Genomic DNA, 23,025 nt, shown 5'->3' with positions numbered 1-23,025 from the left:
GGATGAGGTCGTACGGATCAGGGATGCGGCAGGACGGCCAGCAGGCGGTTCGCCACGGGCGGGGGGTCGGTGCCGTCCTCGCCGGGCATGGTTCGCAAGAGATGGCTGAGCCGGTGGTGCTCCGACGACGTGGTGACGAGCGAGGGCAGCAGCGCGGCGAGCGCCCACTCCGTGCCTGGGACGTGGTCCGCCGACAGCACCCAGAGGCGCAGTACGTCGAGGGCTTCCCGGGTGTGGCCGCGGTTCCCCAGAGCGGTGCGCCACAGCGTGACGATGCCGATGGCGGACGGAGTCCCCGCGGCCGAGGCCCGTGCGTACCAGGACAGGACGATCGGCTGCGCGTGGCGTTCGTCCTGCTCGGTCCGGCGGCAGGCGCTGATGAAGCCGCCGAGCGCGAGTTCGGTTGCCGGAGTGTCGTCGTGCAGCGTCTTGAGCAGTCCCGCGAGCACGTCGTCGCGCGCCGCTGACAGCAGCAACAGCTCTACGGACTCGGCCAGTTGTCCCGAGAGATCCTCGTCGGGATCCTCCTGTCCGGCCTGGAGCCGGGCCGCCGCACGCAGCGCCGCCAGGGTCTCGGAAGGGCGCTCCGGCCCCATCAGCCCATGGGCGCGGATGGCCACCCAGCGCAGTGGCGGCTCGTCACTCTCGCACCAGGCGTCGAGGATGCGTGGCACGTTGGGAGTGCCCAGGAAGTGCGTGAGCGTGAGCGCGTTGACGGCGACGAGGCGGTGCCGGTAGAGGTGGGAGGAAGCCCATGGCTCGATGACCAGTGCCATGGCGGACGGCAGGTCGGTGTGGGCGAGGACGGCGACGGTTGAGGCGGCGCGGGTGCGGACGAACGGCCGCCCGTCCCCCGCCAGCCGTTGCAGCCAGCGCACGAGCGCGGGCCGCGCCGAGGGGTGTCCGGTCCATATCTCGCGCAGCAGGACGAGCGGGGCCCGCTCGTCCAGGTAAGCGGCCTTCACCTGCCGGACCGGGCCCCACTCGGTGGGCTCCTCCTCCTCGAACCGGCGGGCACGGGCCAGGTGGAGCCGCTTGCCGATGTGCGTGCCGAAGACCGGGACGGCAGGGAATCGCATACCGTTCTCGGTCTCCTGGAGGAAGGCGTAGAGCAGATCGCTCAGTTCCGCCGTCAGGGCGTAGGGTCCCTCGTTGAAGGCGGCCAGGGCTACGAGGAACGCCTTGTCCCGCAGGTGCAGCACGGTGCCATCGTCCTCGAACCACTCCTGGACCTGGTTCTCCAGCGCGACCAGGGAGAAGTCCTCCAGCTTTGCGGCGTCGGCCTCCCCAGCCGCGTACCTCGCCAGGAGCCGGGCGAACTCGGCGGCCTCGCGCGGCTGATGGCTGCGTTCGAGGAATGCGGCCACGGCAGGCAGGGACAGCAGCTCCGCCACGCTCTCACCGCCCACCAGCATATCCAGGTGGGCGGTGAGGACGTCACGTGACAGGGGGGCCTTCCAGCTGACCACCGGGACGTCCTCCAGCAGAGCAGTCGGCCCCACGGTGATCACCAGATACGCGGCCTCGCCCAGCTCCTTGCGGGCGGCCAGCAGGTCCGCCTCGCGCAGCGGCCGGCTGGGCTCGGTGATCAGATCGCAGAGGACATGGCCGGTTCGGCCGTCGTGCTCCCCGGTTCCACCGAGACTGGCCGTGAGCTGCCCGGGAGCGGTGTCCCGGCCGATCGCCTGGACCGGATGGGCGCCGAGCCGGTGCAGCAGCATGAGCGCGGCGGTCCGCCGGCCCGCGAAGTAGGGGCCCGAGAGCACCAGGACGTGCTCCTCGCGCAGCCGGTCGACCAACGCCTCGAAGTCGGGGCACCCGGGCACGAAACAGGCGGACAGCTCCTCCAGGGTGGACTGCGCGATCTCGCCCGCGGCGTGGAGTGCGGAGGACGCGCCGAACTGGTAGATGATCTCGGTCTTGTCGAGGAGGATGTCGCCGTAGAAGGTGCCGCCGCCGATGCCGTGGTTGATCCCGCCGAAGACGCCCCCGTCGACCCGGGTGCTGTCCCCGAAGCCCATGGTCCGCGGGGTGTGGTGCGCCAGGTCACGCCGGGCCGCCCAGGCGGACTGTGGCTGGTCGGCCGCCTCCCCGTCGGCCGGACGGCTGTCCTGCGCCTCGGAGGTCTGTTCGCCCCCTGTCGGAGGCTGGGGGCCGTGCGGCTGTTCCTCGGCGCTCACCGGCGGTCCCCCCGGCCGCCGTCACCGAGGTGGATGTCCCCGGAGAAAGTGCCGCCGCTGATGCCGTGGTTGGTCCCGCCGAAGACGCCCCCGGTGACCGTGGCGCCGCCGAAGTCGAAGGCCTGAGCCGGTGTTTGTGGGGTGTGCGGGACAGTGCCGAGGGCCGACGGGGCGTCCGTCCGTTCGCTCGCGGCGCGCGTACGCTCACGCGGAACCGGACCGTGCAGCCATGCGGCGAGTGGGCCGTTCTTGCTGTCCACCGTGACGGAGTGGAACTCCTCGGCCGGTACGCCCGTGTGGCTGTGCCGCACGATCCCCCGGTAGACCGAATCGGACACACACAGCGCAAAGTCGTCTTTACGCTCCCGTAGTGCGGTCTTCAGCAACTCAGCGTCCAGCAGCCGGCACGCGTGGTTGAGATCGCTGCCGACCCATCCGTCGAGCCGGTCCACGGCGACGTACCCCGAAGCGACCACTCCACGCAGCCGCATCCGGGCCGAGGCGGAGGCGCGCCGGTTCTGGCTGCGCAGCTGGGCCGGTACCTCCGTCAGCAGTGCCCGCAGCAGGGCAATCACCGAGCAGTTGGCGTCGATCAGCTCCATCACGGAGTCACCGCGGTCCGCCCGCCTGCGCCGGGTCTCGTCGATCCCGGCGGCCAGCAGTGCCCGGTCGCTGAGGTCGTAGAGCATGCGGCGCAGATACGCCTGCTCGACGTCGTCCCGCTCGCTGTACTTCTCGATATCGAGCAGCAGGATCGTGCTGTTCACAGGATCGTTCATGGGGTGCCTCTCGCTCGGGTCTCCGTGGGCCGAAGACATGAGCGTGGGGCTGATGGGACTGTGGTGGTGAGGGCGGATGACTCACTCGCAGTGTGACCGCGTACACAGAGGCCGGGGCGGGCGCATTCCTCCGTGGAGGGTGCGGGGTCTGCTCTACGGAGTCTGCGAGGCCTCGTGGCGGTCGAACGGTCGGACGGAGTCCTGTGCCCGGGCGATCCGGCGGAGCGCGTCCGGCCGCACGATCACCATTGCCCGCCGCCCCGTCAGTACGATGCCGCGCTCACGCAGGTCCTTCAGCAGGCGCTGAACCATTTCTCTGGACGCCCCGACCGCCCCGGCCAGCTCCTGTTTGCTGAGCGGGATGTCGAGTTCGATGCCTTCGTGCGTCCGGCCGCCGTGGGTGTGCGCCAGATCCAGCAGCAGGACGGCGAATCGCTCCCGTACCGTCATCGCCGCGAACTCCAGGCTGCGCCGGTCTGCGGCGCGAGTCCGGTCGGCGGTCAACGCCAAGAGCGTGAGGGAGACCTTGGCGGAGCCGGCGATGAACGCGCGGAACTTCTCGTGCGCCACGACCACGGCCCGTACGGGGGAGAGCGCCGTCACCGTCGCCGAGCGTGGCCGGCCGGTCAGTGCGGCCGCTTCGCCCACGATGTCACCGGGGCCGCGCAGGGCGTGCAGGGCCTCATAACCGTTTGGCGCGGATGTGGTGACCTTCGTCCATCCGTTGACGATCAGCAGGACGTACGCGGACGGCTCATCCTGTCTGAGCAGAGGGGTCCGCGAGGCGAAACTCAGTTCGCGGCCCAGTCCGAGCAGGGACACCCGGTCCTCCCGCTCCAGGCGGGCCAGGAAGGGCACCCGGTCGTCGAGTCCGTCGCCGTCGGGTACATACGCCGCCATACCGTCCCCCGATCATCCACCGCGCGGTTCAATGTACTGAGAACGCGAATTGCCGGACCGCCAAGGTCGTGTTTCTGCCGTGCGTCCGCGGTCGGCTGTCTTATTCGCGTCGGCCGTGGGCTGCGGAAGCCCGGCGTGTCCCGGTGGACAGCATTTGTTTTGACCCAAGTCGATGAGGTAGGTACGCTCAGACCTTGTGCCTGGGGTGTGCCTGGGCTCCCGTGCGTGTCCTCAACCGCACGGCGAGTCCGTAAGCGGCCACCGCAATCTGCGCTCCTTCTGCCTTGCGGCAGCAGCCTGCAGCATTCGACACACCCGACCGCGTGGGTCGGTGACGTTCCAGGTTAGTTTCACGAACGGCACACAGAAACCGGAGAAGTAGTGCCTACGATCCAGCAGCTGGTCCGGAAGGGCCGGCAGGACAAGGTCGAGAAGAACAAGACGCCCGCACTCGAGGGTTCGCCCCAGCGCCGCGGCGTCTGCACGCGTGTGTTCACGACCACCCCGAAGAAGCCGAACTCGGCACTCCGTAAGGTCGCGCGTGTGCGTCTGACCTCCGGTATCGAGGTCACGGCCTACATCCCGGGTGAGGGACACAACCTGCAGGAGCACTCCATCGTGCTCGTGCGTGGTGGCCGTGTGAAGGACCTGCCGGGTGTTCGCTACAAGATCATCCGCGGCTCGCTCGACACCCAGGGTGTCAAGAACCGCAAGCAGGCCCGCAGCCGCTACGGCGCCAAGAAGGAGAAGTAAGAATGCCTCGTAAGGGCCCCGCCCCGAAGCGCCCGGTCATCATCGACCCGGTCTACGGTTCTCCTCTTGTCACCTCGCTGATCAACAAGATCCTGCTCAACGGCAAGCGTTCCACTGCCGAGCGGATCGTTTACGGCGCCATGGAAGGCCTCCGCGAGAAGACCGGCAACGACCCGGTCATCACGCTGAAGCGCGCGCTTGAGAACGTCAAGCCCTCGCTCGAGGTCAAGTCCCGCCGTGTCGGTGGCGCCACCTACCAGGTGCCGATCGAGGTCAAGCCCGGTCGCGCCTCCACCCTCGCGCTGCGCTGGCTCGTGGGCTACTCCCGCGCCCGCCGCGAGAAGACCATGACCGAGCGCCTCATGAACGAGCTGCTCGACGCCTCCAACGGTCTTGGCGCTGCCGTCAAGAAGCGCGAGGACACCCACAAGATGGCCGAGTCCAACAAGGCCTTCGCGCACTACCGCTGGTAGTCGCTACCCACATCGAGACCGAGAGAAGACTGAGCCTTATGGCCACCACTTCGCTTGACCTGGCCAAGGTCCGCAACATCGGGATCATGGCCCACATCGACGCGGGCAAGACGACCACCACCGAGCGGATCCTGTTCTACACCGGCGTTTCGTACAAGATCGGTGAGACCCACGAGGGCTCCGCCACGATGGACTGGATGGAGCAGGAGCAGGAGCGCGGCATCACGATCACGTCCGCCGCGACGACCTGCCACTGGCCGCTCAATGATGTTGACCACACCATCAACATCATCGACACCCCGGGCCACGTCGACTTCACCGTCGAGGTGGAGCGTTCGCTCCGCGTCCTCGACGGTGCCGTCACCGTGTTCGACGGTGTGGCGGGCGTCGAGCCGCAGTCCGAGACCGTCTGGCGTCAGGCGGACCGCTACGGCGTGCCGCGTATCTGCTTCGTCAACAAGCTCGACCGCACCGGTGCGGACTTCTTCCGCTGCGTCACCATGATCACGGACCGCCTCGGCGCGACCCCGATCGTGATGCAGCTCCCCATCGGTGCCGAGTCCGACTTCACTGGTGTCGTCGACCTCGTGACGATGAAGGCGTTCGTCTACCCCGCCGAGGCGACCAAGGGTGAGGCGTACAACATCGTCGACATCCCCGCCGAGCTCGCCGAGGCCGCCGAGGAGTGGCGCGGCAAGCTCCTGGAAGCCGTCGCGGAGAACGACGAAGCGCTCATGGAGCTGTACCTGGAGGGCGAAGAGCCCACCAAGGAGCAGCTCTACGACGCTGTCCGTCGCATCACCATCAACTCGGGCAAGGGCGGCGAGACCACCGTCACCCCCGTGTTCTGCGGCACCGCGTTCAAGAACAAGGGTGTCCAGCCGCTGCTCGACGCCGTCGTGCGCTACCTCCCCTCCCCCCTGGACGTCGAGGCCATTGAAGGCCACAGCGTCAAGGACCCGGAGGAGATCATCAAGCGCAAGCCGTCCGACGACGAGCCGCTCGCGGCCCTCGCGTTCAAGATCATGAGCGACCCGCACCTCGGCAAGCTCACCTTCGTCCGGGTCTACTCGGGCCGCCTGGAGTCCGGCACCGCGGTGCTGAACTCGGTCAAGGGCAAGAAGGAGCGCATCGGCAAGATCTACCGCATGCACGCGAACAAGCGTGAGGAGATCGACTCGGTGGGCGCCGGTGACATCGTCGCCGTCATGGGCCTGAAGCAGACCACCACCGGTGAGACGCTGTGCGACGACAAGGCCCCGGTGATCCTGGAGTCCATGGACTTCCCGGCGCCGGTCATCCAGGTCGCCATCGAGCCCAAGTCCAAGGGTGACCAGGAGAAGCTGGGTGTCGCCATCCAGCGCCTCTCGGAGGAGGACCCCTCCTTCCAGGTGCACTCGGACGAGGAGACCGGCCAGACCATCATCGGTGGTATGGGCGAGCTTCACCTCGAGGTGCTCGTCGACCGCATGAAGCGCGAGTTCCGCGTCGAGGCCAACGTCGGCAAGCCCCAGGTCGCGTACCGCGAGACGATCCGCAAGGCCGTCGAGCGCATCGACTACACCCACAAGAAGCAGACCGGTGGTACCGGTCAGTTCGCCAAGGTGCAGATCGCGATCGAGCCCATCGAGGGCGGCGAGTCGTCGTACGAGTTCGTCAACAAGGTCACCGGTGGCCGCATCCCCAAGGAGTACATCCCCTCGGTGGACGCGGGTGCGCAGGAAGCCATGCAGTTCGGCATCCTGGCCGGCTACGAGATGACGGGCGTCCGCGTCATTCTTCTCGACGGTGGCTACCACGAGGTCGACTCCTCCGAACTGGCCTTCAAGATCGCCGGTTCGCAGGCGTTCAAGGAGGGGGCCCGCAAGGCGTCCCCCGTGCTCCTTGAGCCGATGATGGCCATCGAGGTCACCACGCCCGAGGACTACATGGGCGATGTCATCGGTGACATCAACTCCCGCCGTGGCCAGATCCAGGCCATGGAGGAGCGCAGCGGCGCTCGCGTCGTGAAGGGCCTCGTGCCCCTCTCGGAGATGTTCGGCTACGTCGGAGACCTCCGCAGCAAGACCTCGGGTCGCGCAAGCTACTCGATGCAGTTCGACTCCTACGCCGAGGTTCCGCGGAACGTCGCCGAGGAGATCATCGCGAAGGCCAAGGGCGAGTAACTCTCCCGAGCTCACGCTTTAGGCTTGTCACCGGAGCCTGGTGGGGCATTCGTCGCAGAGCGGAAGCTCTGCGGTGAATGCCCCTCGGCCCCGGCATCCCAGCAAAGATCACCTGGCGCCGATGAAGCAAGGCGTACAGAACCACTCCACAGGAGGACCCAGTGGCGAAGGCGAAGTTCGAGCGGACTAAGCCGCACGTCAACATCGGCACCATCGGTCACATTGACCACGGTAAGACGACCCTCACGGCCGCCATTACCAAGGTGCTGCACGACGCGTACCCGGACCTGAACGAGGCCTCGGCCTTCGACCAGATCGACAAGGCTCCCGAGGAGCGCCAGCGCGGTATCACCATCTCGATCGCGCACGTCGAGTACCAGACGGAGCAGCGTCACTACGCGCACGTCGACTGCCCGGGTCACGCGGACTACATCAAGAACATGATCACGGGTGCGGCGCAGATGGACGGCGCCATCCTCGTGGTCGCCGCCACCGACGGCCCGATGCCGCAGACCAAGGAGCACGTGCTCCTGGCCCGCCAGGTCGGCGTTCCGTACATCGTCGTCGCCCTGAACAAGGCCGACATGGTGGACGACGAGGAGATCCTGGAGCTCGTCGAGCTCGAGGTCCGTGAGCTCCTCTCCGAGTACGAGTTCCCGGGCGACGACGTTCCGGTCGTCAAGGTCTCGGCGCTCAAGGCGCTCGAGGGCGACAAGGAGTGGGGCCAGTCCGTCCTCGACCTGATGAAGGCCGTCGACGAGGCGATCCCGCAGCCCGAGCGTGACGTCGACAAGCCGTTCCTGATGCCGATCGAGGACGTCTTCACGATCACCGGTCGTGGCACCGTCGTCACCGGTCGTATCGAGCGTGGTGTCCTGAAGGTCAACGAGACCGTCGACATCGTCGGTATCAAGCCGGAGAAGACCACCACCACGGTCACCGGTATCGAGATGTTCCGCAAGCTGCTTGACGAGGGCCAGGCCGGTGAGAACGTCGGTCTGCTCCTCCGTGGCATCAAGCGCGAGGACGTCGAGCGCGGCCAGGTCATCATCAAGCCCGGTTCGGTCACGCCGCACACCGAGTTCGAGGCCCAGGCCTACATCCTGTCGAAGGACGAGGGTGGCCGTCACACCCCGTTCTTCAACAACTACCGCCCGCAGTTCTACTTCCGTACCACGGACGTGACGGGCGTTGTGACCCTTCCCGAGGGCACCGAGATGGTCATGCCGGGCGACAACACCGTCATGAACGTCGCGCTGATCCAGCCGGTCGCCATGGAAGAGGGCCTGAAGTTCGCCATCCGTGAGGGTGGCCGGACCGTGGGCGCCGGCCAGGTCACCAAGATCGTCAAGTAATTAACTGACTGTCTGACCTGGTTGCTCCGCACAGAGCACCAAGAAGGGCCCCGGCCCGCCGCGCAAGCGGTGGACCGGGGCCCTTCGGCATGTGCGGGCCGATCTCTTTCAGCCGATCTCGTTCAGGGGTGCCAGAGCCACGGCAGGGCGTCAGGCCCCAGGGCCACCACCGTCGGCCGGCCATCCTTGCCGACATGGAGCGCAGGTCCGTCCAGCGCCACCGGGCCCCGCTCCCGTACGGAGAGCCTCTGGTCCGTACGCAGCTGGATCAGGCCCTTCTCGGTGCGGCCGAGCAGCACCGGAGCGCCCGGCGACCCGGCGGCGGTGACCGGTCCGTACCCGTCGAAGCCGGTCCGGTCCTTGATGATCCGCCCGTACCCGTCGATGCCGGTTTCGTCCGCCGTCTCCCCCGTCCGTACGGTCGTCATCGCGGCCTTTGCCGCCGCCCGGTAGAACAGGTCGATGGTCCCGTCCGATGCCGCCAGCGCGCCCGGACCGTCGCCCGGCACCGGCACCCCGCTGATCTGGGTACGCGCGGTGACCGGGTCCCCGGGCGCGTCCTGCGTCCAGTGGTGCACCGCGTGATGGCCCGCCGCGAAGACATGGACGCGCCCCGCGTCGTCCACCACGGCGCTGAGCCCGTCCTGGATCTCGCCGCCGCCCATGTCCCGCCACCCGCTCCACCGGCCGTCCGTGTCCCGTACCCGCGTGCTGAGGCCCTTCTCCGCGTTCCGCACGAAGAGATGGACCCGCCCGTCGGGGGCGGCGACCGCGACGGGGACGCCGATCCGGCGCCCGCCGTCGTGATCGGGCACCGGATTCCCCAGCCCCTGCCAGGCACGGAAGCCGCCGCCGGGGGAGCGCTGCTCCAGCGCGACGATCTCGCGTTCGTTGTCCGCACCGTGCCCGCTGAGCGCGGCGAACCTCAGCCCGAAGAGCAAGTGGCGCCCGTCCGGCAGCGTCGCGCCTCCCAGAATCGGCGCGAGCGGTCCGCCACCGAGATCGTCCGGGCCGCCCCAACTCCCGCTGCCCGGCGCGCTCTCGCGCCACCTCACCGCCCGCAGCCCCAGCACCCCGTACGCGACGAATCGACCGTCCGGGTCGGTGGTGACGGCGGTCCGCGGGCCGGGGTAGCGGTAGTGGGTGGACCGTACCCAGCCTTTCCGGTTGGTCAGCGGCCGGTTGCCGCCGACGCCGTAGTCCCCGCAGCCGGCGGGGTTGCCGCAGTTCCAGTCGGCCGAACCGCCGTAGGGGACCAGGAGCGATGCCTTCTCCGCCAGCACGGCGGGCGGCAGATTCTTCGGCCAGTGCCGGTTGTAATACGCGCGGAACGCCGTGGTGGCGAAGCTCGGTACCTTTCCGCCGTTCCGGGTGGCCCGTGCTACCCACTGGATCAGCGCAGTCCAGGTGAACAAGGCGGTCGCGGTGTGGTCGGGGTGGTCGGAGTAGCCCGGCTGCTCGCTGTCCCGGCGGCGGACGGTCTCGCTGCTGTGCTGGATGTCGGGGTCCGGATCCATGGTGTGCACGATGCTGGGCCGGTACCGGTTGAACAGCCCGACCAGAACATCGATCAGCCCGTCGTACGTGTACGACCCCGCCTGTTTCAGCGGCGAGTTGTCGGCGACGACCGTGGGCAGGACGAGCCGCCGGTCCTGCCAGAGACTGGGCAGGCCGAGACGGCCATAAGTGGTGTGCATAGCGGTGTTGATGAAGATCAGCTCGACCTTGCGGCCGTCGTGCGAAAGGCTGTTGATCTCGGCCCGGTGGTTGTCGGCGAGGTCGATGACGGACTTCTGCCAGTCCGTGAACCGGCCGACTCCGAGCAGCGTCGCGTACGCCTGGCGGAGCCCCTGGTGGCGTGAGGAGGAGTACGCGCTCTTGTCGGGGACGGGCATCGGCCGGCCGGGCATGCGATTGATTCCGGTGGCCTCGCCCGCGGTCAGATAGACACAGACCAGCGGTGTTCCGGCGGCGAAGGCCTGCTGGGTGTCCGGGTTCATGAAGTACAGGTCGTCGTCCGGGTGGGCGAGGATCTGCATCATCAGGGCCGGGGGCGATGCGCTGATCGGCAGTCCGGGCGCCGGGTCCGCAGTGGTGTCCCGGCGGCGGGGAGACGGGGGCACGGTGCAGGCGCTGAGGGCTGCCAGGCCGGTCACACCAGCCGCCGCCGTCATCAGAGTGCGCCGTGGCACTTCCGTAAGACGTGACACTTCCGTAAGAGATGCGCGCAACGCAGGCCGACCCGTCACACCTTGCTCCGTCCACTTCCCCTGCAGCGGGCGGCCGTGCGCCCTGTGCTGCGTGGCGATTCCGTGCAGGCGGCGGAGGGGGCGAGCCGCTGCTGCGGGGAGATAGACGGAGTTTCCCCGAGGTGGGTTGCCTGGGTTTCTACGAGTGTGGGCCGAAGGGCCCGAACGGCCTACACGTATCGACTGCCGGGAGTACGCACCATGAACACGTCGATGGGGTCCTGTCGTTCCTCGGTGAATCCGTGCCGTTCGTAGAGTGCGCGGGCGGCGCTGCCCTGCAGCACGTCCAGGCGGACGGTCATGCTTTCCTCATCGGCCCGCGCGAGCAGCGACCGCAGCACGGCGGTGCCGATGCCGCAGCCCCTGGAAGGTGGCGGTGGTGCGTACAGGCATGGCCGGAGTCGTCGCCGTGCACACCCCGCTGCCCGAGCCCCCCGCTCAGGCCTTCCTCTTCGATCACGGCTCCCGCGCGGAACCGTTCGCGAGGAGGGTCACCCGGCGAGCCGGTGAACGGGCCACGGGCCTGCAGGCAGGCGGGGCGCCGCCGCCAGGACGAGGCTACTCCTCGGCGAAGATCTCCCCGGCAGAGGCGGCGGTGACGGCTCGCATGAGCCATTGGCGCAGAGTCTCGGGGTCGCCGCATTCCGGTGTGTCCCGCAGTGCGGTGGACATTTATGCGTCGTGGGACGCGGGGACGTGGTTCACCGGGTCGTCAGTTTCCGCGACCCGGTGGAGCGGTCGCGGTACGAGGTCGATCTCGGCCCAGACAGTCTTGCGGGGGACGGGGCCGAGGTCGACGCCCCAACGGTCGGCGAGCGCCTCGACGATCAGCAGACCGCGCCCGTGCTCCGCGTGCTGGTCGGGGGCGGAAGCGGCCGGCATTTGCTCGGCCCGGGTGTCGGTCACCTCGATCCGCAGGAGTGCGTCGCGGTGGACGGCGACGCTCAGTTGGAAGTTCCGGCCCGGTACGCGGCCGTGGACGGCGGCATTGGCGGCCAGCTCGGCGACGATGTGCGCGGCCGGTTCGCAGACGATCCCCAGTCGCCCAGATGCGCCGTGGTGAGGAGTCGGGCGAGCCTGGCGTGCCGGCGGGTGGGGGAGAGCAGCACGGTGAACTGCCAGGTGGGAGCGGAATGTTCGGTTCGGGTGATTTCTCGGGTCACGTCTCTCAGCGTGGCCGTGCGTACGTACCGTGAAGAGCGATGAGCCCCATGCGTACGGGGGTTGTCCAGGGCTTGTCCGGTGTTGTCCCGGCTGTCCGGGGTGACGCACCGGGGAGACCAGGGGTTGGGCCAAGAACGGTAAGCGCGTCGGAAGTGGGGCACGGATGAGCGCGGATGAGACCGGTATGGAGCGCGGGGGCACCGGGGCGGACGAGCCCGGTTGGGACGTCGACCCGGACGACGAGTCGGTGGTGGCGGTGGTTGCCGCGGTTGGGCGCCAGATCAAGGCGTGGCGGGAGGCGGCGGGGCTGCGCGCCGCAGAGTTGGGCGCTGCGATCGGGTACGGGGAGGACCTCGTCTACAAGGTGGAGGGCGGTCGGCGCATCCCCCGGCCGGAGTTCCTGGACAGGGCGGACGAGGTGCTGGGCGCGGGCGGGAAGCTCGCCATGATGAAGCAGGAGATGGCGGAGGCCCGGTACCCGAAGAAGATCCGGGACCTGACGAAGCTGGAGGCCAAGGCGGCCGAGATTTCGGCTTATGTGGCGCACGGCTTGCATGGACTGTTGCAGACTCCGGGCCATACGAGGGCACTGTTCGAGGCCAGGCAGCCCGCGTACTCGCAGGACGAGGTGGAACGGATGGTGGCCGCGCGCATGGCCCGGCAGTCGATCTTCGAGCGGTCGCCCGGACCTGCTCTCAGTTTCGTCCAGGAGGAGTCGGCGCTCAGGCGCCCCATCGGGGGCACGATGGAGTGGCGGCGTCAGCTCGAACGTCTCTTGGAGATCGGGCAGTTGCGTAATGTCACCCTTCAAGTGATGCCTACGCACCGCGAGGCGCACCCTGGCATGGACGGGGACATCGACGTGCTGAAGTTCAAGGACGGTTCAGCAGTGGGGCGTTCGCACGGAGCGTTTGGTGGGCGCCGGGTGACCGATGCGAAACAACTCCGTATCCTTGAACTGCGGTATGGCATCATCCGGGCCGAGGCTCTCACGCCCCGAGAGACTCTGGCCCTCATCGAGCGAGTGCTGGGAGAGACATGATCCGCAGGACTTCCGCGCAGGGCGTTTCCGAGTTGGCCTGGTTCAAGAGCAGCTACAGCAGCAACGGCAATGAAGGTGACTGCGTCGAGGTCGCGGTGGCCCTCGACTCGGTGCACGTGCGCGACTCCAAGGACATCGAAGGCCCTCGCCTCGCCTTCGCGCCAGGTGCGTGGGCGGGCTTCGTCTCGTATGTGTAGGAGAGCTGAGCAGCCGCGCCGCGACGCCCGCTGAGCCGGATGTCGGGGCGCGCTGATGTTCAGCGGGGGCGGAAGGGGTGGTGGAGGGAGGGGCGCCGCCGCGCTCCTGGCAGCGGCCGTTTCCCGTTGCCGGACACCGGCCAGCCGGCTCCGGTAGAAGCTGCCGGCCTGGCTCAGGACCGAGGGGTGGCCGGCGCCCGGGTCGCGGAGGCCTGGGCGTGTGGTGCTTGGGCGCCGGGCGCGGCGGCGTTGTCCATGCGCTCACGCGTGCTGGCCGCGGCAGTGGCGGTGGCCGCCAGGGCCAGGACGGTGGCAGCCAGCGGGAACCAGCGCTCGCCGAGCACCGCGATCGCCGCGCTGCCCGCCACCCCGCCGGCGGCCATGCCCAGGTAGAGGGCGCTGCTGTTGAGTGAGATCAGCAGCGGTGCGCTCGCCGGCTTCAGCGAGGCCATGCGGTGCGGCAGCGCCACCGACACCGCCCAGCCCGCCAGAGAGGTCACCACCGCGTAGACCAGCGCGCCGGGCATGCTGCGCCCGAGCCAGGGCAGGGCCGTGAAGGCGACGGCGGCCACCGTGGAGCCGCCCAGCAGTACCCACCGCACCCCGATGCGGTCCACCAGGCGCCCGCCCAGCCAGCTGCCCGCCACCGACGCGAATCCCGAGGTCAGCAGTACCAGGCTCAGCCGGTCCGTGTCGCCGCCGGTGGCGACGTGGACGGCGGTGGCCAGGTAGATGTAGACGCACTGGTAAGCGAGGAAGAACGTGAACGTCACGCCTGCCGCGCCCAGTACGCGCCGCTCGCGCAGCGGTGCCAGGCGTGCCCGCAGCCCGGGAACCGGGGCCGGGGACGGGAGGTCGCGCAGCAGCAGCGCCAGCCCCGCGAGCGCGGCCAGGCCCAGAAAGGTGACCAGCCACATCGTCATTCGCCAGTCGACGCGTCCCACCCAGGTGCCCAGCGGCACACCGAGCGCGGTGGCCACCGTCATCCCGCCGAGCACGGTGGCCAGCGCCCGGCCGCGCTGCTCAGGGGCGACCAGGGTGGTGGCCACGGCGTTGGCGGTGGGCGTATAGAGCGCGGCGCCGGCCGCCGCCAGCACCCGGGTGGCCAGCAGGACGGTGTAGTTCGGGGAGAGCGCACTGAGCGCGTTGGCCGCGCTGAACACCGCGAGCGCGGTCAGCAGCAGCCGTCGGCGCGGCCAGCGGGCGGTGAGCGCGGCCAGTACCGGGGCCAGCAGCGCGTAGCCGAGCGCGAAGACGGTGACCAGTTGGCCCGCGGCGTTCACCGAGACCCCGAGGTCGGCGGAGACCGGGCCGAGGATGCCGGCGATGACCATCGAGTCGGTGCCCACGGCGAAGGTGCCGAGGGCGAGCAGGAGCAGGCGTATGGGCATGGGAAAGCCCCCTGGTGCGACGAAGAGATTGTTGGACGGAAATTCAACAGTTTGAACTTCGTCAAACCATATGGATTGGTGGATGATTGTCAAACAGACGTTGTGAACCCCGACCCGAAGGACCGGCGCCATGCCCGAAGACGAGCGGCTCCCCCAGCCCGCCACCGCGGACATCGACCTCGTCACGGTGCTGCAGGCCCTCGGCGACCCGGTCCGGATGCACCTGTTCAGCAGCTACGCCGACGGTCGCGAACACTCCTGTGACCCGCGCTATCTCGGTCTGAGCCACCTCCACAAGTCGACCGTGTCCCACCACATGCGCGTCATGCGCGAAGCTGGCGTCACCACCACCCGCGTCTCCGGCCGCAACCGCTACGTCAGTTTGCGTCGCGATGACCTCGACGCCCGCTTCCCTGGTCTCCTGGACGCCCTGCTCGCCTCCGCCCCGGCGTTCGGTCCCGGGCCCTGCGACGCACCCCAGGACTCATGAGACCAGCGGTCTGACCGCGCGTCCGCCAAGTGGGGGCGGGTCACGGTCGGCGATCGGTTGCCGACCGCCGCCAGGGCGCCGCACGCGCCCCACTGGGGCGTCACCGAAGACAGCGCCCGCGTCCGCCCACGCCGAGAGGGCGGCGAGCAGGGTCAGGAGCCGGCCACGGAAGCGGCCCTCGTCCGGGCCCTGCCGTACGGAGACGATCGCCCAGGCGGCATGACGCTCGTACAGGGGCGGCGGGGCGCAGAGCCGGGCATGCGGCACGGGGCCGGAGTCGGCGGCGGACTCCAGGACCTCCCAGGCGCGCAAGAGCTCCTCGGCGACGAGGTCGCGGCCCGCGGCGGACACCTGTGCGGTGCAGGAGCGCACCGGGGCGGTCGGGGTGAGCACGGTGAGGGGCTGCCCGGTGGTTCCGCTTGGACCCGCCCTTCGGGCAGGGTGGCGGCCACCCGGCGCACGACATCGGCCGCGACCGCCCTCTCCGCCCCCGCCGTGTCGTTCTCCGCGGCCCCGGCCGTCATTACGAAGCGGTGCGTACCGCTCGGCCCAATTACGATGGGGACGCCCGGCACTGCTCCCGCTGCGCGCCCGCGTTTGACCGAGCGATCACGCGGGGTAAGATCCTCGGCCGATTGGCCAGGCTCACACCCCGTATGGCACACTGACCAGGTTGCTCGGTTGAGTGTCAATGCTGCGCGCCTCCCGCCGGGAGGACCGGAAGCGAGTCCCACAGTACTCGTCGACCCCCTGCGGGTCGGACGTACGGGAATCTTCCGGGAAGCGTCAGTGGGGCACCGGCCAGGCACCCGGTGGGTGTTCCGCCCCCGACGCTCTTGATTGAGCACAGCGCGGTCCTCGGGCCCGCACCCCCTTGGTTGGGAAATCCTTCGGGAGATCTGCGTAGAGGGGATGCGACACGCCCGACCGCGTGGGTCGGAGGCGGAGTCCTTAGAACTCCCGGGTTCCAGAGCGTTATGAGAGACAGGACTACTAGTAGCCATGGCGGGACAGAAGATCCGCATCCGGCTCAAGGCCTACGACCACGAGGTCATCGACTCCTCGGCGAAGAAGATCGTCGAGACGGTGACCCGCACTGGTGCGTCGGTCGCGGGCCCGGTGCCGCTGCCCACTGAGAAGAACGTGTACTGCGTCATCAAGTCGCCGCACAAGTACAAGGACTCGCGCGAGCACTTCGAGATGCGCACGCACAAGCGCCTCATCGACATCCTCGACCCCACGCCGAAGACGGTTGACTCGCTGATGCGTCTCGACCTGCCGGCGGGCGTCGACATCGAGATCAAGCTCTGAGGTGACGCGCGAGATGGCTAAGAACATTAAGGGCGTCCTGGGCGAGAAGCTCGGCATGACCCAGGTCTGGGACGAGAACAACCGGGTCGTCCCGGTGACCGTCGTCAAGGCCGGGCCCTGCGTCGTCACCCAGGTCCGCACCAACGACAACGACGGCTACGAGGCAGTCCAGATCGCCTTCGGCGAGATCGACCCCCGCAAGGTGAACAAGCCCCTCAAGGGTCACTTCGCCAAGGCCGACGTCACCCCGCGCCGCCACCTGGTGGAGCTCCGCACCCCTGACGCCAGCGAGTACACGCTGGGCCAGGAGGTCACTGCCGAGGTGTTCGAGTCCGGCGTCAAGGTCGACGTCACGGGCAAGAGCAAGGGCAAGGGCTTCGCCGGTGTGATGAAGCGTCACAACTTCAAGGGTGGCAAGGCGTCCCACGGTGCCCACCGTGTGCACCGCATGCCCGGCTCCATCGGTGGCTGTGCCACCCCCGGCCGTGTCTTCAAGGGCATGCGTATGGCGGGTCGCATGGGCAACGAGCGTGTCACCACCCAGAACCTGACCATCCACGCGGTTGACGCGGAGAAGGGTCTGCTCCTCATCAAGGGCGCGGTCCCCGGTCCGAACGGCGGCCTCGTCCTGGTCCGTACCGCGGCCAAGGGGGCTTGAGGTAATGAGCACCATTGACATCCTTTCGCCGGCAGGCGACAAGGCCGGTACCGTCGAGCTCCCCGCGGAGATCTTCGACGCCAAGACCAGCGTTCCGCTGATCCACCAGGTCGTTGTCGCACAGCTGGCAGCTGCCCGTCAGGGCACGCACAAGACCAAGACCCGCGGCGAAGTCCGTGGCGGTGGCCGCAAGCCGTACCGCCAGAAGGGCACCGGCCGCGCGCGCCAGGGTTCGACCCGTGCGCCGCAGTTCGCCGGCGGTGGCGTCGTCCACGGCCCGCAGCCGCGTGACTACTCGCAGCGGACCCCGAAGAAGATGAAGGCTGCCGCCCTGCGCGGTGCCCTCTCGGACCGGGCCCGTCACTCCCGCATCCACGTCGTCACCGGCGTGGTCGAGGGTGCCGTCTCCACCAAGGCCGCCAAGACGCTGTTCGGCAAGATCTCGGAGCGCAAGAACCTGCTCCTGGTCGTCGACCGCGCCGACGAGGCCGCGTGGCTGTCCGCCCGCAACCTGCCCCAGGTGCACATCCTGGAGCCGGGCCAGCTGAACACGTACGACGTGATCGTCTCTGACGACGTGGTCTTCACTCAGGCCGCCTTCGAGTCCTTCGTGTCTGGCCCCCAGACCGCTGAGACCGAAGGGAGCGACGCCTGATGAGCGAGGCGACCGTTACCAGCAAGACCTACTCGGACCCGCGCGACGTTCTCGTCAGGCCGGTCGTTTCCGAGAAGAGCTACGCGCTGCTCGACGAGAACAAGTACACGTTCATCGTCGCGCCCGGCTCCAACAAGACCCAGATCAAGCAGGCCGTGGAAGCGGTCTTCTCGGTCAAGGTCACCGGGGTCAACACGATCAACCGGCAGGGTAAGCGCAAGCGCACCAGGACCGGTTTCGGCAAGCGCGCTGACACCAAGCGCGCCATCGTGACCCTCGCCGAGGGCGACCGTATCGACATCTTCGGCGGTCCGACCGCCTAAGGGCGGTCTGGATCGTCCGAAATCGGACGAGGACTGAGAAATGGGTATCCGCAAGTACAAGCCGACGACCCCGGGCCGTCGTGGCTCCAGCGTCGCCGACTTTGTCGAGATCACGCGGTCCACGCCGGAGAAGTCGCTGGTCCGCCCCCTGCACAGCAAGGGCGGCCGTAACAACGCCGGTCGTGTGACCGTTCGCCACCAGGGCGGTGGCCACAAGCGCGCCTTCCGAGTGATCGACTTCCGTCGTCACGACAAGGACGGCGTGCCGGCCAAGGTCGCGCACATCGAGTACGACCCGAACCGCACCGCGCGCATCGCGCTCCTGCACTACGCGGACGGCGAGAAGCGCTACATCATCGCGCCGCGTGGCCTGGCGCAGGGCGACCGTGTCGAGAACGGCCCGGCCGCCGACATCAAGCCCGGCAACAACCTGGCGCTGCGCAACATCCCGGTCGGTACGACCATCCACGCCATCGAGCTGCGGCCCGGCGGCGGTGCGAAGTTCGCCCGTTCCGCAGGTGCCTCCGTGCAGCTGCTGGCGAAGGAGGGCACCATGGCCCACCTTCGTATGCCGTCGGGTGAAATCCGCCTGGTCGACGCCCGCTGCCGCGCCACCATCGGCGAGGTCGGCAACGCCGAGCAGTCGAACATCAACTGGGGCAAGGCCGGCCGCATGCGCTGGAAGGGCGTCCGCCCGACCGTCCGCGGTGTCGTGATGAACCCGGTTGACCACCCGCACGGTGGTGGTGAGGGCAAGACCTCCGGTGGTCGCCACCCGGTCTCGCCGTGGGGTCAGAAGGAGGGTCGTACTCGTTCTCCCAAGAAGGCGAGCAACAAGTACATCGTCCGCCGCCGCAAGACGAACAAGAAGCGCTAGGAGCGGGTTTAGATGCCGCGCAGTCTCAAGAAGGGGCCCTTCGTCGACGGCCACCTCATCAAGAAGGTGGACGCACAGAACGAGGCAGGCACCAAGAACGTCATCAAGACCTGGTCCCGTCGCTCGATGATCGTCCCGGCCATGCTGGGTCACACCATCGCGGTGCACAACGGCAAGATCCACGTCCCGGTGTTCGTCACCGAGTCGATGGTCGGCCACAAGCTCGGCGAGTTCTCGCCGACTCGCACCTTCCGCGGCCACGTCAAGGACGACCGGAAGTCGAAGCGCCGCTAATCGCGGGGTGGAACGACTAATGACTTACACCGAAGGGACAACCATGGAAGCCAGGGCCCAGGCGCGGTACATCCGCGTCACGCCCATGAAGGCCCGCCGCGTGGTGGACCTCATCCGTGGCATGGACGCCACGGAGGCTCAGGCGGTCCTGCGTTTCGCCCCGCAGGCCGCGAGCGTGCCGGTTGGCAAGGTGCTGGACAGCGCCATCGCCAACGCCGCACACAACTACGACCACACCGACGCCTCTTCGCTGGTCATCAGCGAGGCGTACGTGGACGAGGGCCCGACCCTGAAGCGGTTCCGTCCGCGTGCTCAGGGCCGTGCCTACCGGATCCGTAAGCGGACCAGCCACATCACCGTGGTCGTCAGCAGCAAGGAAGGAACCCGGTAATGGGCCAGAAGGTAAACCCGCACGGGTTCCGGCTCGGCATTACCACGGACTTCAAGTCCCGTTGGTACGCCGACAAGCTGTACAAGGACTACGTCAAGGAAGACGTCGCCATTCGTCGCATGATGACGAAGGGCATGGAGCGGGCCGGCATCTCGAAGGTCGAGATCGAGCGCACCCGCGACCGCGTCCGCGTTGACATCCACACCGCCCGCCCGGGCATCGTCATCGGTCGCCGTGGCGCCGAGGCCGACCGCATCCGTGGCGAGCTGGAGAAGCTGACCGGCAAGCAGGTCCAGCTGAACATCCTCGAGGTCAAGAACCCCGAGGTGGACGCTCAGCTGGTGGCCCAGGCCGTCGCCGAGCAGCTCTCCTCCCGCGTGTCCTTCCGTCGTGCCATGCGCAAGAGCATGCAGAGCTCGATGAAGGCCGGCGCCAAGGGCATCAAGATCCAGTGCGGTGGCCGCCTCGGCGGCGCCGAGATGTCCCGCTCGGAGTTCTACCGCGAGGGCCGTGTGCCCCTGCACACGCTCCGCGCGAACGTCGACTACGGCTTCTTCGAGGCCAAGACGACCTTCGGCCGCATCGGCGTGAAGGTCTGGATCTACAAGGGCGACGTCAAGAACATCGCCGAGGTCCGCGCCGAGAACGCCGCCGCCCGCGCCGGCAACCGCCCGGCCCGTGGCGGCGCTGACCGCCCGGCCGGCCGTGGTGGCCGCGGTGGCGAGCGTGGCGGTCGCGGTCGCAAGCCGCAGCAGCAGTCGGCACCGGCTGCCGAGGCCCCCAAGGCCGAGGCTTCCGCCGCCGCTGCTCCGGCTGCCGAGAGCACCGGAACGGAGGCCTGACCGAAATGCTGATCCCCCGTAGGGTCAAGCACCGCAAGCAGCACCACCCGAAGCGCAGCGGTATGTCCAAGGGTGGCACGCAGGTTGCGTTCGGCGAGTACGGCATCCAGGCGCTGACCCCGGCGTACGTGACGAACCGCCAGATCGAGGCAGCTCGTATCGCGATGACCCGCCACATCAAGCGTGGCGGCAAGGTCTGGATCAACATCTACCCGGACCGTCCCCTGACGAAGAAGCCCGCCGAGACCCGCATGGGTTCCGGTAAGGGTTCTCCCGAGTGGTGGATCGCGAACGTCAAGCCGGGTCGGGTGATGTTCGAGCTGTCCTACCCGAACGAGAAGATTGCTCGTGAGGCGCTTACTCGCGCTGCTCACAAGCTTCCGATGAAGTGCCGCATCGTTCGGCGCGAGGCAGGTGAGGCGTGATGTCGGCCGGAACCAAGGCGTCCGAGCTGCGCGAGCTGGGCAACGAGGAGCTGCTCAACAAGCTCCGCGAGGCCAAGGAAGAGCTGTTCAACCTCCGCTTCCAGGCGGCGACCGGTCAGCTCGAGAACCACGGTCGGCTCAAGTCCGTCCGTAAGGACATCGCCCGGATCTACACCCTGATGCGCGAGCGCGAGCTGGGCATCGAGACGGTGGAGAGCGTCTGATGAGCGAGAAGACTGTGACTGAGACCAACACTGACCGCGGTTTCCGCAAGACCCGTGAGGGCCTGGTCGTCAGCGACAAGATGGACAAGACCGTCGTCGTCGCTGTCGAGGACCGTGTCAAGCACGCGCTGTACGGCAAGGTCATCCGCCGTACGAACAAGCTCAAGGCGCACGACGAGCAGAACGCCGCAGGCGTCGGTGACCGCGTCCTCCTGATGGAGACCCGGCCGCTGTCCGCCACGAAGCGGTGGCGCGTCGTCGAGATCCTCGAGAAGGCCAAGTAATTCCTGAGGGGCATTCCCCTCAGGCAAGTTCCGCCAGGCTCGGCGGGGGCTCCGGTCAAGGAGCCCCCGCCGGGAACCGGCAGACGATCAGGAGATAGACGTGATCCAGCAGGAGTCGCGACTTCGCGTCGCCGACAACACGGGTGCGAAGGAAATCCTCACCATCCGTGTTCTCGGTGGTTCGGGTCGCCGCTACGCGGGCATCGGTGACGTCATCGTCGCCACCGTCAAGGACGCGATCCCCGGTGGCAACGTGAAGAAGGGTGACGTCGTCAAGGCCGTCATCGTTCGCACCGTCAAGGAGCGTCGTCGTCAGGATGGCTCGTACATCCGCTTCGACGAGAACGCCGCCGTCATTCTGAAGAACGACGGCGACCCCCGCGGCACCCGTATCTTCGGCCCGGTGGGCCGTGAGCTGCGCGAGAAGAAGTTCATGAAGATCATCTCGCTCGCGCCGGAGGTGCTGTAAGCATGAAGATCAAGAAGGGCGACCTGGTTCAGGTCATCACCGGTAAGGACAAGGGCAAGCAGGGCAAGGTCGTCGTGGCCTACCCCGCTCAGGACCGTGTCCTCGTCGAGGGTGTCAACCGGGTCAAGAAGCACACCAAGGCCGGTCAGACGGCTCGCGGTTCGCAGACCGGCGGCATCGTCACCACCGAGGCCCCGATTCACGTCAGCAACGTTCAGCTGGTTGTGGAAAAGGACGGCAAGAAGGTCGTCACCCGCGTCGGCTACCGCTTTGACGACGAGGGCAACAAGATCCGCGTTGCCAAGCGGACCGGTGAGGACATCTGATGACTGCCACCACTGCGCCGCGTCTCAAGACGCGCTACCGCGAGGAAATCGCCGGCAAGCTGCGTGAGGAGTTCTCCTACGAGAACGTCATGCAGATTCCCGGTCTCGTCAAGATCGTGGTCAACATGGGTGTGGGCGACGCCGCCCGCGACTCCAAGCTGATCGATGGCGCCGTGCGCGACCTCACCACGATCACCGGCCAGAAGCCGGCTGTCACCAAGGCCCGCAAGTCCATCGCGCAGTTCAAGCTGCGTGAGGGTCAGCCGATCGGCTGCCACGTCACCCTCCGTGGTGACCGGATGTGGGAGTTCCTGGACCGTACGCTGTCGCTCGCGCTGCCGCGTATCCGTGACTTCCGTGGCCTGTCGCCGAAGCAGTTCGACGGCCGTGGCAACTACACCTTCGGTCTCACGGAGCAGGTCATGTTCCACGAGATCGACCAGGACAAGATCGACCGGGTCCGGGGCATGGACATCACCGTGGTCACCACGGCGACCAATGACGACGAGGGTCGTGCCCTCCTTCGTCACCTCGGCTTCCCGTTCAAGGAGAACTGACCGTGGCGAAGAAGGCTCTGATCGCTAAGGCCGCCCGTAAGCCGAAGTTCGGCGTTCGCGGGTACACCCGCTGCCAGCGCTGCGGCCGGCCCCACTCCGTCTACCGCAAGTTCGGCCTGTGCCGCGTGTGCCTTCGTGAGATGGCTCACCGTGGCGAGCTGCCGGGCGTGACCAAGAGCTCCTGGTAATTCTCCTTCGCCCTTTGGGCGTTGAGAATTGACGGAAGCTCTCGGTAAGCATCTGGTCGGCAG

General features: G+C 68.0%; 29 protein-coding genes and 1 pseudogene. 22 read left to right on the top strand and 8 right to left on the bottom strand.

Annotated features, from left to right (window positions below; genetic code table 11):
- Positions 1–17 precede the first annotated feature (17 nt).
- The 3 genes from ABT115_RS09755 to ABT115_RS09745 form a co-directional block, all read right to left on the bottom strand.
- Positions 18–2,180, bottom strand: coding sequence for a hypothetical protein (locus ABT115_RS09755; RefSeq protein WP_351786105.1), 2,163 nt, complete (start codon positions 2,178–2,180; stop codon positions 18–20).
- On the bottom strand, positions 2,177–2,959 hold the full coding sequence (locus tag ABT115_RS09750) for a hypothetical protein (protein ID WP_351786102.1): 783 nt from the start codon (positions 2,957–2,959) through the stop codon (positions 2,177–2,179). Before ABT115_RS09750 ends, ABT115_RS09755 begins: the two co-directional genes overlap by 4 nt.
- 153 nt (positions 2,960–3,112) lie before the next feature.
- The gene (locus ABT115_RS09745; protein WP_351786099.1) at positions 3,113–3,859 is read right to left on the bottom strand and encodes a Crp/Fnr family transcriptional regulator; all 747 of its coding nucleotides are present in this window, start codon (positions 3,857–3,859) and stop codon (positions 3,113–3,115) included.
- A gap of 381 nt (positions 3,860–4,240) precedes the next feature.
- Between ABT115_RS09745 and rpsL the strand changes: the two genes are divergently transcribed.
- From rpsL to tuf, 4 genes are all read left to right on the top strand, one after another.
- Positions 4,241–4,612, top strand: a complete 372-nt coding sequence (rpsL, locus tag ABT115_RS09740) for a 30S ribosomal protein S12 (protein WP_003948652.1) — start codon at positions 4,241–4,243, stop codon at positions 4,610–4,612.
- 2 nt (positions 4,613–4,614) lie between these two features.
- Positions 4,615–5,085: a 30S ribosomal protein S7 gene (rpsG, locus tag ABT115_RS09735; RefSeq protein WP_093897234.1), complete on the top strand. Its 471-nt coding sequence runs from the start codon at positions 4,615–4,617 to the stop codon at positions 5,083–5,085.
- A gap of 38 nt (positions 5,086–5,123) precedes the next feature.
- A complete protein-coding gene (fusA, locus tag ABT115_RS09730; RefSeq protein ID WP_351786096.1) occupies positions 5,124–7,250 on the top strand; it encodes an elongation factor G in 2,127 nt (708 codons plus the stop codon).
- Positions 7,251–7,411: 161 nt separating this feature from the next.
- Positions 7,412–8,605 carry an elongation factor Tu gene (gene tuf / locus ABT115_RS09725; protein WP_351786093.1) on the top strand — a complete coding sequence of 398 codons (1,194 nt, stop codon included), beginning with the start codon at positions 7,412–7,414 and terminating at the stop codon, positions 8,603–8,605.
- A gap of 122 nt (positions 8,606–8,727) precedes the next feature.
- Here the strand turns inward: tuf and ABT115_RS09720 are convergent, their stop codons facing one another.
- From ABT115_RS09720 to ABT115_RS09710, 3 genes and pseudogenes are all read right to left on the bottom strand, one after another.
- Positions 8,728–10,797, bottom strand: coding sequence for a PIG-L family deacetylase (locus tag ABT115_RS09720; protein WP_351786090.1), 2,070 nt, complete (start codon positions 10,795–10,797; stop codon positions 8,728–8,730).
- A gap of 227 nt (positions 10,798–11,024) precedes the next feature.
- A complete protein-coding gene (locus ABT115_RS09715) occupies positions 11,025–11,243 on the bottom strand; it encodes a GNAT family N-acetyltransferase (RefSeq protein WP_502969055.1) in 219 nt (72 codons plus the stop codon).
- A 283-nt stretch (positions 11,244–11,526) separates the two neighbouring features.
- A pseudogene (locus ABT115_RS09710) lies at positions 11,527–12,017 on the bottom strand (ATP-binding protein).
- A 164-nt stretch (positions 12,018–12,181) separates the two neighbouring features.
- On the opposite strand from ABT115_RS09710, the gene ABT115_RS09705 reads away from it, so the two are divergent.
- Both ABT115_RS09705 and ABT115_RS09700 read left to right on the top strand, forming a co-directional pair.
- Positions 12,182–13,060 carry a helix-turn-helix domain-containing protein gene (locus tag ABT115_RS09705; RefSeq protein WP_351786087.1) on the top strand — a complete coding sequence of 293 codons (879 nt, stop codon included), beginning with the start codon at positions 12,182–12,184 and terminating at the stop codon, positions 13,058–13,060.
- Positions 13,057–13,257 (top strand): DUF397 domain-containing protein, encoded by a 201-nt coding sequence (locus tag ABT115_RS09700; RefSeq protein WP_351786085.1) that lies wholly within the window; start codon positions 13,057–13,059, stop codon positions 13,255–13,257. The genes ABT115_RS09705 and ABT115_RS09700 overlap by 4 nt, the downstream gene beginning before the upstream one ends.
- A gap of 173 nt (positions 13,258–13,430) precedes the next feature.
- Here the strand turns inward: ABT115_RS09700 and ABT115_RS09695 are convergent, their stop codons facing one another.
- Positions 13,431–14,648, bottom strand: a complete 1,218-nt coding sequence (locus ABT115_RS09695) for an MFS transporter (protein ID WP_351786083.1) — start codon at positions 14,646–14,648, stop codon at positions 13,431–13,433.
- A 130-nt stretch (positions 14,649–14,778) separates the two neighbouring features.
- On the opposite strand from ABT115_RS09695, the gene ABT115_RS09690 reads away from it, so the two are divergent.
- Positions 14,779–15,138, top strand: coding sequence for an ArsR/SmtB family transcription factor (locus ABT115_RS09690; RefSeq protein ID WP_351786080.1), 360 nt, complete (start codon positions 14,779–14,781; stop codon positions 15,136–15,138).
- On the opposite strand, the gene ABT115_RS09685 is transcribed toward ABT115_RS09690, so the two are convergent.
- Positions 15,133–15,531, bottom strand: coding sequence for a hypothetical protein (locus ABT115_RS09685; protein ID WP_351786078.1), 399 nt, complete (start codon positions 15,529–15,531; stop codon positions 15,133–15,135). The genes ABT115_RS09690 and ABT115_RS09685 overlap by 6 nt on opposite strands.
- A 609-nt stretch (positions 15,532–16,140) precedes the next feature.
- On the opposite strand from ABT115_RS09685, the gene rpsJ reads away from it, so the two are divergent.
- The 15 genes from rpsJ (at position 16,141) to ABT115_RS09610 (ending at position 22,962) form a co-directional block, all read left to right on the top strand.
- Positions 16,141–16,449, top strand: a complete 309-nt coding sequence (gene rpsJ, locus ABT115_RS09680; protein ID WP_003948644.1) for a 30S ribosomal protein S10 — start codon at positions 16,141–16,143, stop codon at positions 16,447–16,449.
- Between the two features lie 13 nt (positions 16,450–16,462).
- Positions 16,463–17,107 (top strand): 50S ribosomal protein L3, encoded by a 645-nt coding sequence (gene rplC, locus ABT115_RS09675; RefSeq protein WP_072485542.1) that lies wholly within the window; start codon positions 16,463–16,465, stop codon positions 17,105–17,107.
- Positions 17,108–17,111: 4 nt separating this feature from the next.
- Positions 17,112–17,762 carry a 50S ribosomal protein L4 gene (rplD, locus tag ABT115_RS09670; RefSeq protein ID WP_327369309.1) on the top strand — a complete coding sequence of 217 codons (651 nt, stop codon included), beginning with the start codon at positions 17,112–17,114 and terminating at the stop codon, positions 17,760–17,762.
- Positions 17,762–18,085 (top strand): 50S ribosomal protein L23, encoded by a 324-nt coding sequence (rplW, locus tag ABT115_RS09665; RefSeq protein ID WP_351786074.1) that lies wholly within the window; start codon positions 17,762–17,764, stop codon positions 18,083–18,085. The genes rplD and rplW overlap by 1 nt, the downstream gene beginning before the upstream one ends.
- Before the next feature lie 40 nt (positions 18,086–18,125).
- On the top strand, positions 18,126–18,962 hold the full coding sequence (gene rplB, locus ABT115_RS09660) for a 50S ribosomal protein L2 (RefSeq protein WP_351786071.1): 837 nt from the start codon (positions 18,126–18,128) through the stop codon (positions 18,960–18,962).
- Between the two features lie 12 nt (positions 18,963–18,974).
- Positions 18,975–19,256 (top strand): 30S ribosomal protein S19, encoded by a 282-nt coding sequence (rpsS, locus tag ABT115_RS09655; RefSeq protein ID WP_283853425.1) that lies wholly within the window; start codon positions 18,975–18,977, stop codon positions 19,254–19,256.
- Between the two features lie 43 nt (positions 19,257–19,299).
- Positions 19,300–19,647, top strand: coding sequence for a 50S ribosomal protein L22 (gene rplV, locus ABT115_RS09650; protein WP_004571827.1), 348 nt, complete (start codon positions 19,300–19,302; stop codon positions 19,645–19,647).
- Positions 19,647–20,489, top strand: coding sequence for a 30S ribosomal protein S3 (rpsC, locus tag ABT115_RS09645; protein WP_351786068.1), 843 nt, complete (start codon positions 19,647–19,649; stop codon positions 20,487–20,489). Before rplV ends, rpsC begins: the two co-directional genes overlap by 1 nt.
- A 5-nt stretch (positions 20,490–20,494) precedes the next feature.
- Positions 20,495–20,914 carry a 50S ribosomal protein L16 gene (gene rplP, locus ABT115_RS09640; protein ID WP_072485538.1) on the top strand — a complete coding sequence of 140 codons (420 nt, stop codon included), beginning with the start codon at positions 20,495–20,497 and terminating at the stop codon, positions 20,912–20,914.
- Positions 20,914–21,138, top strand: a complete 225-nt coding sequence (gene rpmC, locus ABT115_RS09635) for a 50S ribosomal protein L29 (RefSeq protein ID WP_014047786.1) — start codon at positions 20,914–20,916, stop codon at positions 21,136–21,138. Before rplP ends, rpmC begins: the two co-directional genes overlap by 1 nt.
- The gene (gene rpsQ, locus ABT115_RS09630) at positions 21,138–21,422 is read left to right on the top strand and encodes a 30S ribosomal protein S17 (RefSeq protein ID WP_030977953.1); all 285 of its coding nucleotides are present in this window, start codon (positions 21,138–21,140) and stop codon (positions 21,420–21,422) included. The genes rpmC and rpsQ overlap by 1 nt, the downstream gene beginning before the upstream one ends.
- A 100-nt stretch (positions 21,423–21,522) precedes the next feature.
- A complete protein-coding gene (gene rplN, locus ABT115_RS09625; protein ID WP_003966950.1) occupies positions 21,523–21,891 on the top strand; it encodes a 50S ribosomal protein L14 in 369 nt (122 codons plus the stop codon).
- 2 nt (positions 21,892–21,893) lie between these two features.
- Positions 21,894–22,217 (top strand): 50S ribosomal protein L24, encoded by a 324-nt coding sequence (rplX, locus tag ABT115_RS09620; protein ID WP_351786066.1) that lies wholly within the window; start codon positions 21,894–21,896, stop codon positions 22,215–22,217.
- A complete protein-coding gene (gene rplE, locus ABT115_RS09615) occupies positions 22,217–22,774 on the top strand; it encodes a 50S ribosomal protein L5 (RefSeq protein WP_037688009.1) in 558 nt (185 codons plus the stop codon). The genes rplX and rplE overlap by 1 nt, the downstream gene beginning before the upstream one ends.
- A gap of 2 nt (positions 22,775–22,776) precedes the next feature.
- Positions 22,777–22,962, top strand: coding sequence for a type Z 30S ribosomal protein S14 (locus ABT115_RS09610; RefSeq protein WP_003948630.1), 186 nt, complete (start codon positions 22,777–22,779; stop codon positions 22,960–22,962).
- Positions 22,963–23,025 lie beyond the last annotated feature (63 nt).

Origin of the sequence: Streptomyces sp. NPDC001832 (assembly GCF_040297265.1) — a bacterium.
Lineage (GTDB): Bacteria > Actinomycetota > Actinomycetes > Streptomycetales > Streptomycetaceae > Streptomyces.
Note: the sequence above shows the minus strand (reverse complement) of the source record. Positions and strands in the feature narration are given on the sequence as shown.

Bases quoted from the DNA above. Each gene is read 5' to 3' on its own strand.
- ABT115_RS09750 (WP_351786102.1), bottom strand. From the start codon at position 2,959: ATGAACGATCCTGTGAACAGCACGATCCTGCTGCTCGATATCGAGAAG.
- ABT115_RS09745 (WP_351786099.1), bottom strand. From the start codon at position 3,859: ATGGCGGCGTATGTACCCGACGGCGACGGACTCGACGACCGGGTGCCC.
- rpsG (WP_093897234.1), top strand. From the start codon at position 4,615: ATGCCTCGTAAGGGCCCCGCCCCGAAGCGCCCGGTCATCATCGACCCG.
- fusA (WP_351786096.1), top strand. From the start codon at position 5,124: ATGGCCACCACTTCGCTTGACCTGGCCAAGGTCCGCAACATCGGGATC.
- ABT115_RS09705 (WP_351786087.1), top strand. From the start codon at position 12,182: ATGAGCGCGGATGAGACCGGTATGGAGCGCGGGGGCACCGGGGCGGAC.
- ABT115_RS09700 (WP_351786085.1), top strand. From the start codon at position 13,057: ATGATCCGCAGGACTTCCGCGCAGGGCGTTTCCGAGTTGGCCTGGTTC.
- ABT115_RS09695 (WP_351786083.1), bottom strand. From the start codon at position 14,648: ATGCCCATACGCCTGCTCCTGCTCGCCCTCGGCACCTTCGCCGTGGGC.
- ABT115_RS09690 (WP_351786080.1), top strand. From the start codon at position 14,779: ATGCCCGAAGACGAGCGGCTCCCCCAGCCCGCCACCGCGGACATCGAC.
- rpsJ (WP_003948644.1), top strand. From the start codon at position 16,141: ATGGCGGGACAGAAGATCCGCATCCGGCTCAAGGCCTACGACCACGAG.
- rplC (WP_072485542.1), top strand. From the start codon at position 16,463: ATGGCTAAGAACATTAAGGGCGTCCTGGGCGAGAAGCTCGGCATGACC.
- rplD (WP_327369309.1), top strand. From the start codon at position 17,112: ATGAGCACCATTGACATCCTTTCGCCGGCAGGCGACAAGGCCGGTACC.
- rplW (WP_351786074.1), top strand. From the start codon at position 17,762: ATGAGCGAGGCGACCGTTACCAGCAAGACCTACTCGGACCCGCGCGAC.
- rplB (WP_351786071.1), top strand. From the start codon at position 18,126: ATGGGTATCCGCAAGTACAAGCCGACGACCCCGGGCCGTCGTGGCTCC.
- rpsS (WP_283853425.1), top strand. From the start codon at position 18,975: ATGCCGCGCAGTCTCAAGAAGGGGCCCTTCGTCGACGGCCACCTCATC.
- rplV (WP_004571827.1), top strand. From the start codon at position 19,300: ATGGAAGCCAGGGCCCAGGCGCGGTACATCCGCGTCACGCCCATGAAG.
- rpsC (WP_351786068.1), top strand. From the start codon at position 19,647: ATGGGCCAGAAGGTAAACCCGCACGGGTTCCGGCTCGGCATTACCACG.
- rplP (WP_072485538.1), top strand. From the start codon at position 20,495: ATGCTGATCCCCCGTAGGGTCAAGCACCGCAAGCAGCACCACCCGAAG.
- rpmC (WP_014047786.1), top strand. From the start codon at position 20,914: ATGTCGGCCGGAACCAAGGCGTCCGAGCTGCGCGAGCTGGGCAACGAG.
- rpsQ (WP_030977953.1), top strand. From the start codon at position 21,138: ATGAGCGAGAAGACTGTGACTGAGACCAACACTGACCGCGGTTTCCGC.
- rplX (WP_351786066.1), top strand. From the start codon at position 21,894: ATGAAGATCAAGAAGGGCGACCTGGTTCAGGTCATCACCGGTAAGGAC.
- rplE (WP_037688009.1), top strand. From the start codon at position 22,217: ATGACTGCCACCACTGCGCCGCGTCTCAAGACGCGCTACCGCGAGGAA.